Origin of the sequence: Nocardia puris, from assembly GCF_003315035.1 — a bacterium.
Classification (GTDB): domain Bacteria; phylum Actinomycetota; class Actinomycetes; order Mycobacteriales; family Mycobacteriaceae; genus Nocardia; species Nocardia puris.
Genome location: NZ_QNRE01000008.1, coordinates 292,278 through 309,219 on the forward strand (window position 1 = coordinate 292,278; position 16,942 = coordinate 309,219).

Genomic DNA, 16,942 nt, shown 5'->3' on the forward strand with positions numbered 1-16,942 from the left:
TGCTTGCGCGGCGGCGACGCGAGCGGATTGAATGCCGGTATGGGTGACGGCGCGGTCCGGGAAGTCGATCTCTGCGTGGTGGGGCTCGGCCCCGCGGGACGGGCGCTGGCGCATCGCGCGATGCGCGCCGGGTTGCGGGTCACCGCGGTCGACCCCCGCCCCGACCGGCTGTGGCCGCCGACGTTCTCCTGCTGGGTGGACGAATTGCCGGACTGGCTGCCCGCGAGCGCCATCGCCCAGCGCATCGAGGCCCCCACGGTGTGGACGAAGGTCGAGCACCGCATCGAACGGCCGTACTGCGTGCTGTCGAAAGCCGGCCTGCACGAAGCACTCTCGCTCGACGACGCCACGGTGGTCGCGGGCCGGGCCACCCGGGTGGACGCGCACGAGGTCGAGCTCGCCGACGGCACGGTGCTGACGGCGGCCGCCGTGTTCGACACCCGCGGCCTGCCCACGCTGGGCAAGCGGCGCGCGGCCAGCGCGCACGGCATCTTCGTCGACGCCGAGACGGCCGCGCCCATGGTGGCCGACGGCGAAGGGCTGCTGCTGGATTGGCGTCCGGAGAACGGCGCGGGCCCCGACGAGCCGCCGTCGTTCCTCTACGCCGTGCCGCTCGGCGACGGCACGGTGATCTTCGAAGAGACCAGCCTCGGGCTGCGCGGCGGAATGCCGCAGCACGAGCTGCGCAGGCGCACGCTGAACCGGCTCGCCGCGCACGGCATCCGCCTCACCGGCGACGAACCGAGCGAGGCCGCGCACTACCCGCTCGACCAGCCGCCGCCGAAAAAGGGCACGGCGCGGGCGATTCCGTTCGGTTCGCGCGGCGGCATGATGCACCCCTGCACCGGCTACAGCGTGGCCGACTCGCTCGCGCTGGTGGACACGGCCGTGGACGCGCTGCGCACCGGCCGCGACCCGGTGGCGGCGCTGTGGCCGTGGCGGGCGCGGTTGGTCTACTGGATGCGGATGCGCGGGCTGTTCGGCCTCGGCCGGCTCACCACCGACCAGTCGATCGCCATGTTCGAGGCGTTCTTCACCGAATCCGAGCGCGGACAGCGGGCCCTGCTCTCCCGGCACGACGACTACGCCGCCCTGGGCGCGGTGCTGTTCAACACCGTCGCCCACACCTGGCCGTTCCGCTGGCGCTACGACCTGGTGGGCTGGACCAACCGCGACCGCTGGCTCGACCACGAGTTCGCCCCGGCGCGCACGCCGTCGGACGTCGACCAGGCGACCGGCTGAACTAGGCGGTCTCGGCCGCGCGGCGGTAGCCGCGAATGGCGGGCCAGGCGAACACGGCGATCATGCCGATGGTCCAAGCCAGCGTCTTGAGCATCGGCTCGGCCACGGGCCCGCCCGCCGAGAGCCCGCGCATAGCTTCGATGGCGGTGCTCATCGGCTGGTTGCCGACCACATCCTGCAACCAGGTGGGATAGGCGAAGACGGGCACGAAGCCGGTGTTGAAGAACATCAGCAGGCTGTTGAAGATCGAGATGACGCTCACCAGCATGATGCCCTCGGTGAAGGTGGCCAGCGCCGTCACCAGCACCGCGAAACTGATGCCGAACAGCACCGGGATGCCGATCAGCGCCAGCGCCGCGAGCGGCCCCTGGGTGAACCGGAAGCCCAGCGCCAGGCCCACGGCCAGCACGAACAGCGTGGTGACCAGCACGCGCACCGCCTCGGCCAGCAACCGGCCGGTGAGCCCGGCCGCGCGGTTGACCGGCATGGTGTAGAAGCGGCTCAGCAGTCCGCTGGCCTTCTCCACCTTGAAGCCCAGCGCGCTCACCACGGCGCCGGCCATGGCCGCGATCAGGGTGATCATCGAGACCTGGCCGTAGATCGCCTCGATGCCGGTGTTATTGGTGATGGTCCCGCCCAGCACGATGTCGAACATCAGCAGGGTCAGCGCCGGATAGATCAGCGTCTGGATGGTGGTCGAGGGGTCGCGCACCCAGCCGATCAGCAGCCGCTTGCACTGCAAGACACTCTGGCGCGCCCAGGTGCTCACGGCGTATTCGGACTTCGCGGTGACCTCGGGCAGCGGCTGGAAGTCCACCGTGTCGGCGGCTCGCTCGGTCGTGTTCGTCACCGTCATGCTCGCCTCACACTCGCCCAGATCGCGAACGGGGTGAACACCACCGCCGCGCCGACCACCCACACCAGCGGCACCCAGAACACCTCCCACGTCACGCCGTCACCGGCCATATCGCGCAGCGCGAAGGACAGCTGCGAGATGGGCTGGTTGCGCACGAACGGCTGGATCCACTCCGGGAACGCGGTCTCGGGCACGAAGCCGCAGGAGAGCATGCCGAAGATCAGCGTGGGCAGGGTGAGCGCCTGGCTGAGCTGTTCGGGGCTCTTGGTCAGGCTGCCCAGTCCGTCGGCGCCGATCGCGAGCACGGTGCCGACGGCCAGGGAGAACGCGCAGAACAGCACGGCTTGGCCCCAGCCCGCCTCGAACCGGAAGCCGATCATGTGCCCGAACAGCACCGCGCCGGTGAGCGAGACGCAGGAGCGCACCATGCCCGCGCAGATGCGCGAGGTGAACGGCACCAGGATCCCGATCGGCATGGTCTGCAACCTGCTGCTCAACCCCGTCAGCGCCTCGAAGGCGGCGAGCTGGGAGTTGGAGAGCATGGTGAAGGCCATGGTCTGCAACACGATGATCGGCATGACGAACTGCGCGTAGTCGATGCCCTGGAGGTTCATCACGAACCGCAGCGGCAGGTAGAAGCCGAGCGTGAACACCAGTGGCGTCACGAAGGCGACGATCAGTTCGCCCTTGGTCGCCATGGTCCGCACCACGCGGCCGGTGAGGGCGCGCCACTGCGCGAAGGACGACGGTTCGGCCACCGGTAGCGCGGCGAAGAGCCCCGGCGCGGGGGGCGCGGGTTCGGTGACGGTCACGAATGCCCGCCCGAATGACCGGTGAGCGAGAGGAATACGTCGTCGAGCGAGGGCCTGCGCAACGCGATGTCGGCCAGCACCACGCCGGCGCTGTCGAGCCTGCGCAGCGCCTCGGCGAGGGTGGCGGCGCCGTCGGGCGCCGGGATGGACAGGCGGTCCTGCCCGTCGAGTTCGGCGGCGACGGCCGCGGGCACCAGGTCGCCGAGCGCGTCGGCGGCGGTCCGCAGTTGTTTCGGATCCAGCGGCACCACCTCGCAGTAGCTGCCGCCGGTCTTCTCCTTGAGTTCCTCGGCGGTGCCCTCGGCGATGACGGTGCCCCGGTCGATGACGATGATGTTGTCGCTGAGCACGTCGGCCTCTTCGAGGTACTGCGTGGTGAGCAGCACCGTGATGCCCTGGCCCTTGAGGATGTTCACCAGGTCCCACACGCCCTGGCGGCTGCGCGGGTCGAGTCCGGTGGTGGGCTCGTCGAGGAAGACCACCTCGGGGCGCACCACCAGGCCGCAGGCGATGTCGACGCGGCGGCGCATACCGCCGGAGTAGTGGCGCACCGCGCGCTTACCCGCGCTCACCAGGTCGAATTCCTCGAGCAAGGTGTCGGCGCGCCGGCGGGCGGTGGCGCGGTTGAGGCCCATGAGGCGGCCGAACAGCTCCAGGTTCTCGCGGCCGGAGAGGTTCTCGTCGAGCGCGGCGTACTGGCCGGTCATCATGATCGACCGGCGCACACCCGCCGGGTCGGCGCGCACGTCGTGGCCCGCGACGACCGCGGTGCCGGAGTCGGGGCGCAGCAGCGTGGAGAGGATCTTGACGGTGGTGGTCTTGCCCGCGCCGTTGGGGCCGAGGATGCCGAGCACGCTCGCCGTGGCGGCGGTGAAACTGATGCCTTGCAGCGCGTGCACATCGCCGAAGGATTTGCGCACGTCCTCGACGCGGACCGCGGGTTCGCGCTCCGGCGACTCTGCTGTGTTCTCGCTCGGCATCAACTCTCCACTATCGGCCGGGGCCGGCGACGGGGTCGCCGGGACGCGCGGGTGCGTCGGGGTGGTGATCCGCACCGCCGGGCGTGATGTTACCGGTCGCCGGGATTTCGGTCGGGCGTCCGATCGGTACCCACTCGCCGCGCGTTCAAATGTGCCATTGGTCACATTTGTTCCGCCGGGCCAGAGCCGTCCGCAATCAACGCTGGTCCGCCGGGCGGCGAGCCGACACGGCGCGCCGAGGCGACCTTGTCGGCATCGGGTGGTCACCATAGTCTGCTTGATGGGGGCTGGAGAACGCACTCACTCGTCTGTGGCGGGACCGCGCTGGGAGACGGTCCGTCAGGGGTCGGCTCGATTCGGGTGGGGGCATTGGCGGGTCGAGACGTGAAGAGGTGACCATGGCCGAATCCGCGCAGCCGCGACTGGCGGCGCATCCGGGAGGATCGAGCCGATCGACCGTGCTGACGTCCTACGATCCCCGCACCGGGGAGGCCGTCGGCACGTACCCCGTGCTGGGCGCGAGCGAACTGCATCGCACCGCGCGCGCCGCCCGCGCGGCCGAAAAATGGTGGGCCGAACTGGGATTCGGCGGGCGTAAGCGCTGGCTGCTGGACTGGAAGCGCGATATCGCAAGGCGTGCCGACGAATTGGTCGAGCTGCTGTGCGCCGAGACCGGAAAACCGGAGGCGGACGCGGCGATCGAGGTCGCCCTCGCGGTGGAGAATCTGGACTGGGCGGCGCGCAACGCCGCACGCGCGCTGCGCAGGCGCAAACTGGGCTCGACGTGGCTGGCGCGCAACCAGCACGCGGCGGTGGGCCAGTTGCCGCTGGGCACGGTGGGCGTGATCGGCCCGTGGAACAACCCCGTCTTCACACCGATGGCCTCGATCGCCTACGCGATGGCGGCGGGCAACGCCGTGGTGTTCAAACCGCACGAGCTCACCACCGGCGTCGGCGTGTGGCTGGCCGAGACCTGGAGCGCGCTCGCCCCCAACCAGCCCGTGCTGCAGGTGGTGACGGGCGACTCCGGCACCGTCGCGGCGCTGTGCCGGGCCAAGCTGGACAAGATCGCCTACGCCGGGTCGGAAACCGGTGCGCGCGAGGTGATCTCGCTGTGCGCGCCGGCCATGACCCCGGTGGTGGTGGAACGCGGCGGCAAGGGCGCCATGGTGGTGCACGTGGACGCGAAGCTGGACGAGGCCGCCGAGGCGGCCGTCTTCGGCGCGATGGCCAACGCGGGGCAGAACGCGCACGGCGTGCAGCGCGCGTACGTGGCGGACTCGGTGTACGACGCGTTCCTCGACCTGGTGGCCGATCAGGCGCGGCGGCTGCGCCCCGGCGCCGACAAGCGCGCCTCCTACGGGCCGATGGTGCTGGAATCGCAGATCGAGGTGGTGCGCAAACAGGTGCGCGACGCGCTCGGGCGCGGCGGGCGCGCCGTGGTGGGCGGGCTGGAGTCGATCCGCGACCCCTACATCGAACCGATCGTGCTGGCCGACGTACCGGAGGAGAGCCTCGCGGTCACCGGCGAGGCGTTCGGCCCGGTGCTGGTGGTGAACCGGGTGGCCGATATGGACGACGCCGCCAAGCGCATCAACACCGCGGGCAACGGCGTCGCGGTGTCGGTGTTCACCCGCGACGTGCACGGTGTCGAGCTGTTCGCCGAGCAGCTGCGGGTCGGCGTGGTGACCATCAACTCCTCCACCGCGCACCTGGCCATCCCGGCTCTGCCGATCGGCGGCGTCGGCGAATACGGGCACGGGCACAGCCACGGCGACCAGGGGCTGCGCGAGTTCAGCCGGACGCTGGCGGTGGCGCGCAAGCGGTATCGCGCGGCGACGAACCTGGCCACCTTCGAACGCCATCCCCGGCAATTGCGGCTGGCCAAGGCGATGTTCCGGCTGCGGCACGGCCGCGCGATCTGAGGGAGCAGCAAGCAACCCGTCAGCCGAGTAGGACCGCGTTCATCAGCGCCGTGACCCGCGCGATCTGGGCGGGTCGGGCGTCGAAGCGCAGCAGGCGGCCGACGTCGACGACCTGGTTGAGGGCGGCGTGCACGCGGAACCGCGCCTCCACCGGGTCGCCGTCGAGCAGGTTCGCCCACTCCAGGATGTTCTGACGCTGGATGGCGCGCAGTCGGTGCTGTTCGGCGGGCGGCAGGTTGCTGAACTCGGCGAAGTACACCGGCATGATCTCCGGCGTGGCGAAGCTGAGTTTGGCGTAGCGCTCGGCGATGCGGCGCGCGGCGTCGGGCCGGGAGTCGGCCTCGGCGAGCGCCTCGGTGATGGCGACCGAGACCCGGTCGCCGGTGCGGTGGAACGCGGCGCCGAGCAGATCGGCCTTGCTGGTGAAGTACCGGTACACGCTGGAGGCGTTGATGCCGACGGCCGCGCCGATCTCCTCGATGCTGGCCTCGTGATACCCCTGGCGGCCGAAGATGCGGATGGCCTCGGTGAGCAGCTGTTCGCGTTTGGAGGTGACGGGCAGGCCGCGCGTCACGGGCCCGGGGTCGGGCTGCTGCGGGGCGGGCGGCAGCTCGGCGTTCAGCACCGCCCAGCACATCTCGCGCAGCAGCGGCAGCAGGCGCGCGGCCGACAGCGCGGTGCGATGCGCGGAGATGCTGGCGACCACGCTGAGCACCGAGACGGCCAGCAGATCGAGGTCCTCGGCGCTCGCCTCCGGGCGCAGGCGCGCGATGGGCGCGGCGAGGGTGGTGTTGATGTCGTCGTAGATCGCGCGGATGCGGAGGCGATCGGCGCGCTCGAGGTAGCGCCGCTCCCAGCGGTAGAGACCGGCCTCGCGGCGGATGTCGACGGTGTGCTCGCTGAGCGCGCGGATCAGCGCGTCCATCCGCTCGCGCGGCGCGCGTTCCGGGTCGTCGGCGGCGACCGCGACGGCGAGCAGCTGGCGGGTGCCCTCCTCGGCGGCGGCCACCAGCAGCGCGTACTTGTTGGCGAAGTGCCGGTACAGCGCGGGCCCGGAGATGCCGACCTCGGCGGCGATCTCGTCGACGCCCACCGGGTAGTACCCGCGTTCGCTGAACGCCCGCGCGGCCGCCCGGATGATCTGGGCCTTGCGGTCCTTCGGGCGGCGGCGCACGGCGGGCTCGGCCCGCGCGGGGGCGAGGTCCACTTCGCCGTGTTCGGCGACCATCTACCTCTCCGTTCTGGTGGCGGCGCCCCGGTGTTGACAGCGCCGGACAAGTCCACATAAGTTAACCACAATTCGCGAAGTTAACCACTATTCACGGCCGCGTGCGCCGGTGAATCGCAGATCGGGAGCGACACATGAGAGATAACGATTCCTCTTCGGCGAACGGCTCCGCCACGGTCCGGTTCACCACCGAACGCGACGGGCGCATCCTGCGCGTGACCCTCGACAACCCGGGCCGCAAGAACGCGATCGACTACGACACCATGGTCGCCCTCGGCGACACCATCCTGGCCGCGGCGACCGACAGCGCGGTGCGGGTCATCGTGCTGACGGGCGCGGGCGGCGACTTCTGCACCGGCGCGGATCTCTCGGCGTCGGCGGGCGAGGCCCAGCGCGGGATCACCTCCGAGATGGTGATGGACGCGGCCAACCGGCTGGTGCGGGCGATCGTGGACGCGCCCGTCCCGGTGGTGGCGCGACTGCGCGGCGCGACGGCCGGGGTCGGCGTGGGGATCGCGCTGGCCGCCGATCTCGTGTATGCGAGTGAGGATTCCTATCTGCTGCTGGCGTTCATCAATATCGGCCTGATGCCCGACGGCGGCGCGGCCGCGCTGGTGGCCGCGGCGGCCGGACGTCCGTTGGCGGCGGAGATGGCGCTGCTCGGCGAGCGGCTGCCCGCACCGGCCGCCGCGCGCGCCGGCCTGCTCACCGCCGTGCCCGCCGACGAGCTGGACGCGCGGGTGCAAGCCGCGGTCACCAAGCTCGCGCACGGACCGCGCCGCGCGCTGGAACTCACCAAGCGGGCGCTGAACCAGGCCACGCTCGGCGCGCTCGACGCGACCTTGGCCGCCGAGAAGACCGGGCAGTCCGAACTGCTGGGCTCCCCCGATTTCGTCGAGGGCGCGACGGCGATGCTCACCAAGCGCAAGCCGGTCTTCGCCGACTGAATCCCCCGGCCACCGGGCACGTTTCGTGCGGGGAATCGGGTATTCGCGGGCCGGCCCCGGGTAGCTCCCCGGCTCGCGAACACCCCCGCCGCGCCAATGTGATCCCGGGCACAACCCGCGCCGAGCGCAGGACTATGTTCATCGGCTATGGCATACCTGGTTACCGGCGCGACCGGGTTCATCGGTCGATTCCTGATCCCCCAACTGCTGCGGCGCGACGCGGACGTGCACGTGCTGGTACGGCCGGGGCAGGCCTCGGCCGACCGGTACACATGGTGCGCGCGGGAGTGGGACGCCGGCGACCGGGTGCGCCCGGTGCGCGGCGACCTGGGCGTGCCCGGCCTCGCGATCGACCCGTCCTGGGTGGCGCGGCATCGCGGAACCATCGACCACGTCTTCCACCTGGCCGCGAGCTACGACCTGACCGAATGCGGCGGCGGCACCCGGCACGTGGTGGATCTGGCCGAGGATCTGGCCGCCGGTGCGCTGCACCACGTCTCGACGGTCGAGGTGGCGGGCGCGCACGAGGGCTACTTCACCGAGTCGATGTTCGACCAGGGCCAGACCCTGACCACCCCGTTGCAGCAGGCCAGATTCGAAGCCGAACGGATCGTGCGCGCGTCGTCGCTGCCGTGGCGGATCTACCGGCCCTCGATCGTGATCGGGCACTCCCGCACCGGCGAGATCGACCGCGTCGACGGTCCGTACTACTTCTTCCGCCTGTTGCGGATGGCGGCCCAGCTGCCTCGGCTGCTGCCGGTGCTGGTGCCCAAACTCGGCGAGACCAATATGGTGCCGGTCGATTTCGTGGTGCGCGCCCTGGACCACCTGGCGCACCTGCCGGACCGCGCGTCGCGCACCTACCACCTGGTGGACCCGCGCCGCATGAGCGCCGTCGACGCGCTCAACCTGTTCGCCGACGAGGCGGGCGCCCCGCACCTGGTGGAGGTCATGCCCAAACGCACCATGACCATGATGCTGCGCGTCCCCGGCGCCAACTGGACCCTCTCCCGCGTCGGCGTCCCCCTCGACGTCCTCGAACACAGCGAATTCACCTGCTGGTTCGACGCCACGGAGGCCACGAAGGACCTCGCCGACACCGACATCCGGGTGCCTCCATTAGCTGCCTACGCCCCTTTGATCTGGAAGTACTGGATAGAGAACTGGGTCTAGCCCCACCCCTCATCCAAACGCCCCATCCGCACCCTCCCAACCACCCCGGGGAGGGAGCCCGACGACCGACCGTTCGCGGCCGTCTCGCGCGCCAAAAACACCGGGCACACCCGCCCCCGGCCTCGCCTCCCCCATCAAACAACGCCACCAACCGGGCTCGCCCCAACCCTCACCTCAACCACCCCACGGCACACAAACACAAACCGCCCCGGCCGCACAACGCAACCGGGGCGATCCCTAGCTCGAACCCTAGATCCCCAACCCCTTGGCCAGCACCGGCCAAGACCGCGGGAACTCGTCGTTCCAGTACCCCCACGAGTGCGACCCGTCGGGGCGGAAGTTGAAGGTCGCGGGGATGCCCAGTTCGTTGAGGCGGCGTTCGAGGTTGCGCGTGCAGTAGTTGGTGCCCGCTTCGATGACGCCGCCGACCAGGATCTGGTTGGCCAGGCCGTAGACGCCGGGCAGGGCGTAGGGGTTGTTCAGGGTGTCGTACTGGCCGGGCAGGCCGGTACCGCTGGAGATGTAGAGCTCCAGGCCGCGCAGCCCTTCGGCGTTGACGTACGGGTCGTTCCTGACCCATTCCTCCGAACCCTGCGGGCCCCACATGTTCTCGGTGTCGCCGCCGCCCCAGGTCTCGACGGTCAGGCGCACGAACTCCGAGCCGACCGGGTCACTGGTCTGGGCGCAGCCGCTGTAGGCGGCCGCGGCCTGGTACAGGCCCTGCTTGGCGATGGGCAGCGCGAGGACGGTGGTGGCGGAGGTGGAGATGCCCGCGATGGCGTTGCGGCCGTTGGTGCCCAGCGCGCCGTCGACCAGCGGGGGCAGTTCCTCGGTGAAGAACGTGGTCCACTTGTTGCGGCCCAGGTTCGGGTCGTCCTCGATCCAGTCGGTGTAGTAGCTCCACTTGCCGCCGATCGGCTGGATGACGTTGACGTTCTTGTCCTCCAGGAACTTCAGCGCGTCCGAGCGCGCCACCCAGGAGGCGTCGTCCTCACCGCCGCCCGCCCCGTTGAGCAGGTAGAGGGTGGGCCGGGGCACCGACGCGTCGGCCGGGCGCTGCACGTCGATGATGACGTTCTTGTCCATGGCGGCCGAGTGGACGTACAGGCGGATATTGCGGGCGTCCTTGATCTCGGCCTTGACGATCTTGGAGCCGTTGGGCGAGGTGGGGTTCGCCAGCAGAGCCTTGCCCTCGATGATCGGGTCGGAGGCCGCCGCGGGAGATGCGCCGATCCCGGAGATGAGACCCGCGAGCAACGCCCCGGTCGCGATCATCGCCGCGGCACGTGCGCCGCGCCGCCGGTTCTGTCGACGTATCAATTTCGCACCTTCACTTCGTATCGGGATCACGGATGGGCTTCCCCTGGCCGCCCGGACGTGCACGCGATGGGCGCCACGCCAGACCATACGGCCTATCTAGTCGTCACAAAAGAGGGCACTGTTTCCTGAACGCCGTCCCATCATGCCCGATGGATTCCGCTGTCGCCGGTTGCGCCCCCGGCGAGTAGCGCCGACAGTCGCGGTCCGATCTCGGCCAGCGCTTCGGGGGAGGTCATCTGGTCGTGCGACACCGCGACGGGGTGGTCGGCGACGGTGCCGTCCACGTACGGCGCCCATTTGCCCGCCGAGTGCTCGGGCTCGATGCCGCGCACGATGTTCTCGCCGAGGACGCGGGCGCTGAAGTACTCCAGCCTGCCGCGGAACACGCCGGGCCGGTGGTCGGCGATGAGTTCGGCCGACCGCACGGCGCTGCGGTAGATCTTGCGCAGCCGGTCCGGGGTGAGCACCGCGAGTTCCCTGGGGATGGTGGCGTGTAGCGCGGCCAGCGATTCGTCGCTGAGGTCGTGCGGGTCGCCGTCGCCGAGCAGGCCGCCCTCGCCGATGCCGATCTCGGCCAGCGCGCCGCGCAGGGCGGTGCGGAAGTCGGTGACGGCGATGTCGTGGTGGCTGTCGAGCATGGCCAGCAGCGCGACCCGCTCCCCTGCGGCTTGCAGCCGGACCGCGACCGCGTGCGCGAGCAGGCCGCCGAGCGACCAGCCGAGCAGGTGGTACGGGCCCTGCGGCTGCACCGACCGGATCTCGGCCAGGCAGCGGGCCGCCATGGCGTCGAGCGATTCGGGGAAGTAGTCGTCCTCGGAGAGGGTGGGCGATTGCAGGCCGATGATGGGGCGCGACCGGTCCACGTGCGGCACCAGGCCCGCGTAGCTCCAGGACAGGCCCGCCATCGGGTAGAAGCAGAACAGCGGTTCGGCGGTGCCGGTGCCCCGGATGGGCAGCAGCGGGCCGAGCGCGGCGGCGGAGTCGGCCTCGAAGTCGACGCCGTGTTCGGCGGCCCGGCTGATCCGGGCGGCCAGCGCGCTCACCGTGGGGTCGGTGAAGAACCACTGCACGCGCACCTCGGCCCCGGTGCGTTCGCGCAGCCGGGTGGCGGCGCGGGTCGCGACCAGCGAGTTGCCGCCGAGGTCGAAGAAGTCGTCGTCGGCGCCGACCGAGGCCAGGCCGAGGACTTCGCCGAACGCGGCGGCGACGGCCTGTTCCACGGGCGAGGCCGGCGCGCGGAACGCACGGGCGGCCAGAGCGGGGACGGGCAGCGCGTTGCGGTCGAGTTTGCCGCTGGCGTTGAGCGGCAACCGGTCGAGCACCACGATCGCCGAGGGCACCATGTACTGCGGCAGCGAACTACGCGCGTGCGCCAGCAGGTCGGCGGTGTCGACGGACGTGCCCGCGACGGGCACCACGTAGCCGACGAGCCGGTCACCGGTCGCCGCGCGCACCAGCGACACGACGGCGTGGCGCACGTTCTCGTGGTCGGCCAGCACCGCTTCGATCTCGCCGAGTTCGATGCGCTGGCCGCGCAGCTTCACCTGGAAATCGCTGCGGCCCAAGTACTCCAGCGTGGGCACGCCCTCGGTGCGCCAGCGCACCACATCGCCCGTGCGGTACAGCCGCTGCCCGTCGCGATGCGCGACGAACCGCTCGGCCGTCAGCCCCGCCGCGCGGTAGTAGCCGCGCGCCAACTGGGCGCCCGCGATGTACAACTCGCCGGGGGCGCCGGGCGGCACTTCGCGCAGCTGCCGATCCAGCACGTACACACGGGTATTCGCGACCGGCACGCCGATCGGCACCGACGCGCCCGCGCCCGCCACACCCGGATGCGCGGTGACCACGGCCGCCTCGGCCGGGCCGTACCAGTTCACCAGTTCGGTGCTCGGCAGCGCGGCGGCGAAGGATTCGGCGGTCTCGGTGGACAGCGCCTCACCGGCCGCGAACACCCGGCGCAGCGAGGGGTGCCGCTGCGCCGCACCGGAGCCGTCGAGGAACGCGTCCAGCATCGACGGCACGAAATGCACCGTCGTGACGCCGAATTCGTCGATGGTGTTCGCCAGGTACACCGGGTCGCGGTGACCGTCGGGTTCGGCGATCACCACGGTGGCGCCGACTTGCAAGGGCCAGAACAGCTCCCACGTCGAGATATCGAACGTGATCGGCGTCTTGTGCAACACCACATCCGAACCGTCGTGCGGATACGCACTCTGCGCCCACCGGAACTGATTCACCATCTGCCGATGCGTGATCGCCACACCCTTCGGACGACCCGTCGAACCCGATGTATAGATCACATACGCCACGTTCTCCGAACGCACCACGGGGTCCACGGCCACGCCCGCGCCGAGGGCTTCCAGCGCATCCACGGCCACCACGGGCACACCGGTCGCGGTGCCGAATCCCGTGCGGGCCGTGGTCAGTACGCACACCGGGCGCGCGCCCGCGAGTACCGACTCGCAGCGCTCGGTCGGGTGGTCGGGGTCCACGGGCACGTACCCGCCGCCGGCGCGCAGCACCGCGTAGATCGCGACCACCAGCTCCACCGACCGCCGCATGGCCACGGCCACAAGCGCTTCCGGGCCCACCCCGCGCGCGACGAGTTCGCGCGCGAGGTCCCGCGACCGCGCGTCGAGCTGGGCGTAGCTGACGCTCACGTGGCCGAACCGCACGGCGGGCGCGTCGGGCGTGCGGGCCACCTGCGCGTCGAACAGCGAGAGCAGCGTCGAATCGTCCAGGAACTCCGGCGTTTCGGTGGCGTTGTGCGCGGCCAGGGCGCGGCGTTCGCCGTCCAGCACCGCGTCCACCTCGGCGACCCGGCGGCCCGGCCCGTCTACGAACGTGCCGATCAGCAGGGCGAGCCGGTCGGCGAAGGCGCGCGCCTGGGCCTCGCCGAAAACGTCACGCAGGTACTTGATCTCGACGTGCAACTGCTCGCCGAGCGCCACGATCACGGTCACCGGGTAGTGGGTGCCGTCGGTGACGTGCACGCCGCCGACGCTCATCCCGTCCACCGCGCTGGCGCGCCGCAGTCCGTCGCGGTCGACCGGGTAGGACTCGTACACCACCAGCGAGTCGAACAGCCCGTCCACGCCCACCGCGGCCTGGATGTCGCTGAGGCCGAGGTGGTGGTGGTCCAGCAGCGCCGCCTGCCGGTCCTGGAGGGTGCGCAGCAGTTCGGCGAGGGTCTGCTCGGCGTCCAGCCGGACCCGCACGGGCACGGCGTTGAGGAACAGGCCGACCATGGTCTCCACGCCGGGCAGTTCGGCGGGCCGCCCGGAGACGGTGGCGCCGAACACCACGTCGTCGCGGTCGGTGAGCCGCCCGATGAGCAGGCCCCACGCCGCCTGCACGACCGTGTTGACGGTGACGCCCGCGCTCGCGGCGGCGCGGGTCAGCGCGGCCGTGCGCTCCGGGGAGAGCAGGAATTCGACCTCGCCGATGCCCTCGGCGATCTCCCGGCCCGCCTCGCCCGCCAGCGGGGTGGGCTCGGTGATGCCGGCGAGCGCGTCGCGCCAGGCCTTCTCGGCGACGGCGCGGTCCTGCGCGGCCAGCCACGCCAGGTAGTCGCGGTACGGGTGCACCTTCGGCAGGTGCCGGGAGCGACGGCCCAGCGCGTACACGGTGAGCAGTTCTTGCAGCAGCAGCGGCACCGACCAGCCGTCGAGCAGGATGTGGTGACTGGTCACCACCAGATGGAAGCGGTCGGCGGCGGTGCGCAGCAGGGTGAAGCGGATCAGCGGCGGGGTGCGCATGTCGAAGTGCTGCGCCAGGTCCGCGGACTTGATCCGCTCGGCCTCGGCGGCGATGGCGCCGGGCGCGAGGTGGTCCAGCGCGATCTGGCGCCACGGCACCTCGACCGCCTCGGGCACCACCTGCACGGCGCCGCCGTCGGCGGTGTCGGCGAAGGCGACGCGCAGATTCGCGTGCCGGTCCAGCAGCGTTTGGGCGGCCCCTTGCAGGCGGGCGGGGTTCACCGCGCCGTCGAGATCCAGCACGAACTGGATCATGTAGGCGTCGATGGACGCGTCGGCCAGGCGGGCGTGGAACAGCATGCCCGACTGCAAGGGCGTCAGCGGCCAGATGTCGCCGAGAGACGGGTATTCGCCGACGAAGCGGTCCAGATCGCCCTGGGTGAGCCGCACCAGCGGGAAGTCCGACGGCGTGTGCCCGCCCGCGCCGGGGCGCAGCGCGTGTTCGGCGAGACCGCCCAGCGCCCGGACCCAGTGTTCGGCAAAGGTTTTCACGTCGTCGGCGGTGAAGACGCCCGCCGCGAAGTCGAAGCGGGTGCGCAGCCCGTCGCCGGTGGATTCGACGGCGATGTCGAGCAGCAGGTCATCCACCGTCGCGTCGGTGTGCACCCGCGCCGGGCGCACGTCGCGGTAGCGCAACCGGATCAGCCCCGGTTCGGGCAGGTCGGTCGCGCCCGCGAGGTAGCGCAGCACGCCGTAGCCCACACCGGCCGACGGCACCGAGCGGCGCAGCTCCTTGACCTGGCGCAGCGCGATGCCCGCGGCCGGTCCGCCGACCAGCGCGTCGGCGATGTCGACGCCCGAGAGGCGCAGCGGCAGCGGGTAATCGGTGACGAAGCCGCCCACCAGATCCGAATGCGCCTGCCCGCGCGCGTCGGCGGGCAGGCTGACCACCGAACCCACGGTGCGCGCGACGGTTTCGCGTTCGGCGGTGCGCACGGCTAGCGCGAGCGCGGTGAGCAGCACCTCGTCCACGGTCGCGTGGTAGGCGCGGGCCATGGTGCTCACGGCGGCCGCTCCTTCGGCGGTCAGCGTGAGCGAAACCCGCGACCGCACGGCCAGATCCACCCCGGCGGGCAGCGGCGCGGGTGCCGCGGCGCCCTCCAGCGCGTGGCGCCACCACACCAGTTCGGCGGTGGTGGCGGGATCCGATGCCTTGGCCGCGAGCGCGCGCAGCAGCACCGCGGGTCCGCCGTCGGCGTGCTCGGGCGCGGCGTGGCGGTGCCGCGACCAGGCCGCGGTCAGCTGGTCGATCACCAGGCGCCAGGACGCGTCGTCCAGCACCAGGCCGTTGGCCACCACCACCAGCTTGGCGGCGGTGTCGGGGCCCAGGCGCACGAACCGGATATTGCGGCCCTGCACCGGGTCCAGCGCGTCGGCGGCGGCCAGCACCACGTCGTCCAGCGGGACGCCCGCGTCCTCGTCGGTGAGCTGGTAGTAGGGCTGGTCGTCCGGCGTCGGCGCGGCGGGCAGGTCGAACGCGGCGGGCGCGTCCGCCGCGGCGGGGCGCAGGCGCACCCACAGCATCGGATTCTGTTCCAGCACCGCGTCGATCGCGGCCCGCACGGCGGCGGGTTCGCGGTCGGCGGGCAGGTCGAGCACGATGGCGCGCACCTCGATGCCGTCCGGCCTGGTCGCCAGCACGCGCGCGCCGGTGGGGGTGAGCGGCAGCACGCCGGTGCGCGCGGCGGGGGCCTCCGGCGGGGTGGCGACGGCCGCGAGCGCGGCGACGGTGCGCGATTCGAACACGTGGCGCGGGGTGAACCGCACGCCGCGCGCCCGCGCCCTGGCCACCACCTGGATGGAGGTGATGCTGTCGCCGCCGAGCGCGAAGAAGTCGTCGTCCACGCCGACCCGCTCCAGGCCCAGCACCTCGCCGATGACCTCGGCGACGATGCGTTCCTCCGGGGTGGCGGGCGCGCGGTATTCGCGTTCGGGCAGTTCGGGTTCCGGCAGCGCCGACCGGTCGACCTTGCCGACCGAGGTGAGCGGCAGTTCATCGAGCACGACCAGCGCGCCGGGCACCATGTATTCGGGCAGCCGCGCGCGCAGGGCGGCGGTCAGCGCACCGGTGTCGAGCGTCGCGCCGCGCGCGGGCACCACGTAGCCGACGAGAGTGGCGGCGCGCCCGCCGATCTCGCGTCCGACGGTGAGCGCGAAGTCCACACCAGGCTGGTCGGTGAGGGCGGCGTCGATCTCGCCCAGTTCGATGCGGAAACCGCGGATCTTCACCTGGAAGTCGGTACGACCCCGATACTCCAACTCGCCGTCGGCACTCCACGCCACCAGGTCACCGGTGCGGTACATCCGCGCGCCATCCGCTTCGAAGGGGTTGGCCACGAAGCGATCCGCGGTGAGCGCGGGGCGCGCGAAATAGCCGCGCGCCAACTGGTTTCCGGCCAGGTACAACTCACCGGGCACACCGGCGGGCACCGGGCGCAGCGCAGCGTCGAGCACGTAGACGCGGCTGTTCCACTCGGGCCTGCCGATCGACACCGACCCGCTGTCGGCCTCGGTGACGGCGTGGTTGGTGATGGAGACGGCCGCCTCGGTCGGGCCGTACAGGTTGAACAGCGCGGTGCCGCTCGCGCGCACGCGCTGGGCCAGCGCGGCCGGGAGGGCTTCGCCGATCGCCAGCACCCGCCGCAACGAATCCGGCAGACGCCCATCAGATTCGGTCAGCAACGCATCCAACATCGACGGC

Annotated in this window: 10 protein-coding genes; 4 read left to right on the forward strand and 6 right to left on the reverse strand. The window is 71.5% G+C overall.

Annotated features, from left to right (window positions below; translation table 11 throughout):
• Positions 1-39 precede the first annotated feature (39 nt).
• Positions 40-1,242 (forward strand): lycopene cyclase family protein, encoded by a 1,203-nt coding sequence (locus DFR74_RS21210; RefSeq protein WP_067507637.1) that lies wholly within the window; start codon positions 40-42, stop codon positions 1,240-1,242.
• A gap of 1 nt (position 1,243) precedes the next feature.
• Here DFR74_RS21210 and DFR74_RS21215 read toward each other — a convergent pair whose 3' ends face one another.
• Genes DFR74_RS21215 through DFR74_RS21225 form a run of 3 tightly spaced genes read right to left on the reverse strand, consistent with a single transcriptional unit; the run spans position 1,244 to position 3,890 of the window.
• A complete protein-coding gene (locus tag DFR74_RS21215) occupies positions 1,244-2,098 on the reverse strand; it encodes an ABC transporter permease (RefSeq protein ID WP_113975223.1) in 855 nt (284 codons plus the stop codon).
• Positions 2,095-2,910: an ABC transporter permease gene (locus DFR74_RS21220; RefSeq protein WP_067507640.1), complete on the reverse strand. Its 816-nt coding sequence runs from the start codon at positions 2,908-2,910 to the stop codon at positions 2,095-2,097. Before DFR74_RS21220 ends, DFR74_RS21215 begins: the two co-directional genes overlap by 4 nt.
• The gene (locus DFR74_RS21225) at positions 2,907-3,890 is read right to left on the reverse strand and encodes a daunorubicin/doxorubicin resistance ABC transporter ATP-binding protein DrrA (RefSeq protein ID WP_067507642.1); all 984 of its coding nucleotides are present in this window, start codon (positions 3,888-3,890) and stop codon (positions 2,907-2,909) included. Before DFR74_RS21225 ends, DFR74_RS21220 begins: the two co-directional genes overlap by 4 nt.
• 398 nt (positions 3,891-4,288) lie before the next feature.
• Here DFR74_RS21225 and DFR74_RS21230 point away from each other — a divergent pair, with 398 nt between their 5' ends.
• Positions 4,289-5,815, forward strand: a complete 1,527-nt coding sequence (locus DFR74_RS21230; RefSeq protein WP_067507654.1) for an aldehyde dehydrogenase family protein — start codon at positions 4,289-4,291, stop codon at positions 5,813-5,815.
• Between the two features lie 19 nt (positions 5,816-5,834).
• On the opposite strand, the gene DFR74_RS21235 is transcribed toward DFR74_RS21230, so the two are convergent.
• Complete coding sequence (locus tag DFR74_RS21235) at positions 5,835-7,043, reverse strand: TetR/AcrR family transcriptional regulator (RefSeq protein WP_067507645.1); 1,209 nt, start codon at positions 7,041-7,043, stop codon at positions 5,835-5,837.
• A gap of 134 nt (positions 7,044-7,177) precedes the next feature.
• Here DFR74_RS21235 and DFR74_RS21240 point away from each other — a divergent pair, with 134 nt between their 5' ends.
• On the forward strand, positions 7,178-7,990 hold the full coding sequence (locus DFR74_RS21240; RefSeq protein ID WP_113975224.1) for an enoyl-CoA hydratase-related protein: 813 nt from the start codon (positions 7,178-7,180) through the stop codon (positions 7,988-7,990).
• A gap of 147 nt (positions 7,991-8,137) precedes the next feature.
• Positions 8,138-9,163, forward strand: coding sequence for an SDR family oxidoreductase (locus tag DFR74_RS21245; protein WP_067507656.1), 1,026 nt, complete (start codon positions 8,138-8,140; stop codon positions 9,161-9,163).
• Between the two features lie 249 nt (positions 9,164-9,412).
• Here the strand turns inward: DFR74_RS21245 and DFR74_RS21250 are convergent, their stop codons facing one another.
• Positions 9,413-10,438 (reverse strand): alpha/beta hydrolase, encoded by a 1,026-nt coding sequence (locus DFR74_RS21250; protein ID WP_067507659.1) that lies wholly within the window; start codon positions 10,436-10,438, stop codon positions 9,413-9,415.
• A 185-nt stretch (positions 10,439-10,623) separates the two neighbouring features.
• A partial coding sequence (locus DFR74_RS21255; protein WP_113975227.1) for a non-ribosomal peptide synthetase occupies positions 10,624-16,942 on the reverse strand: 6,319 nt, incomplete at its 5' end.

Coding starts and splice junctions, on each gene's coding strand:
- DFR74_RS21250 (WP_067507659.1), bottom strand. CDS start 10,438: ATGATCGCGACCGGGGCGTTGCTCGCGGGTCTCATCTCCGGGATCGGC.
- DFR74_RS21210 (WP_067507637.1), top strand. CDS start 40: ATGGGTGACGGCGCGGTCCGGGAAGTCGATCTCTGCGTGGTGGGGCTC.
- DFR74_RS21235 (WP_067507645.1), bottom strand. CDS start 7,043: ATGGTCGCCGAACACGGCGAAGTGGACCTCGCCCCCGCGCGGGCCGAG.
- DFR74_RS21245 (WP_067507656.1), top strand. CDS start 8,138: ATGGCATACCTGGTTACCGGCGCGACCGGGTTCATCGGTCGATTCCTG.
- DFR74_RS21230 (WP_067507654.1), top strand. CDS start 4,289: ATGGCCGAATCCGCGCAGCCGCGACTGGCGGCGCATCCGGGAGGATCG.
- DFR74_RS21225 (WP_067507642.1), bottom strand. CDS start 3,890: ATGCCGAGCGAGAACACAGCAGAGTCGCCGGAGCGCGAACCCGCGGTC.
- DFR74_RS21240 (WP_113975224.1), top strand. CDS start 7,178: ATGAGAGATAACGATTCCTCTTCGGCGAACGGCTCCGCCACGGTCCGG.
- DFR74_RS21215 (WP_113975223.1), bottom strand. CDS start 2,098: ATGACGGTGACGAACACGACCGAGCGAGCCGCCGACACGGTGGACTTC.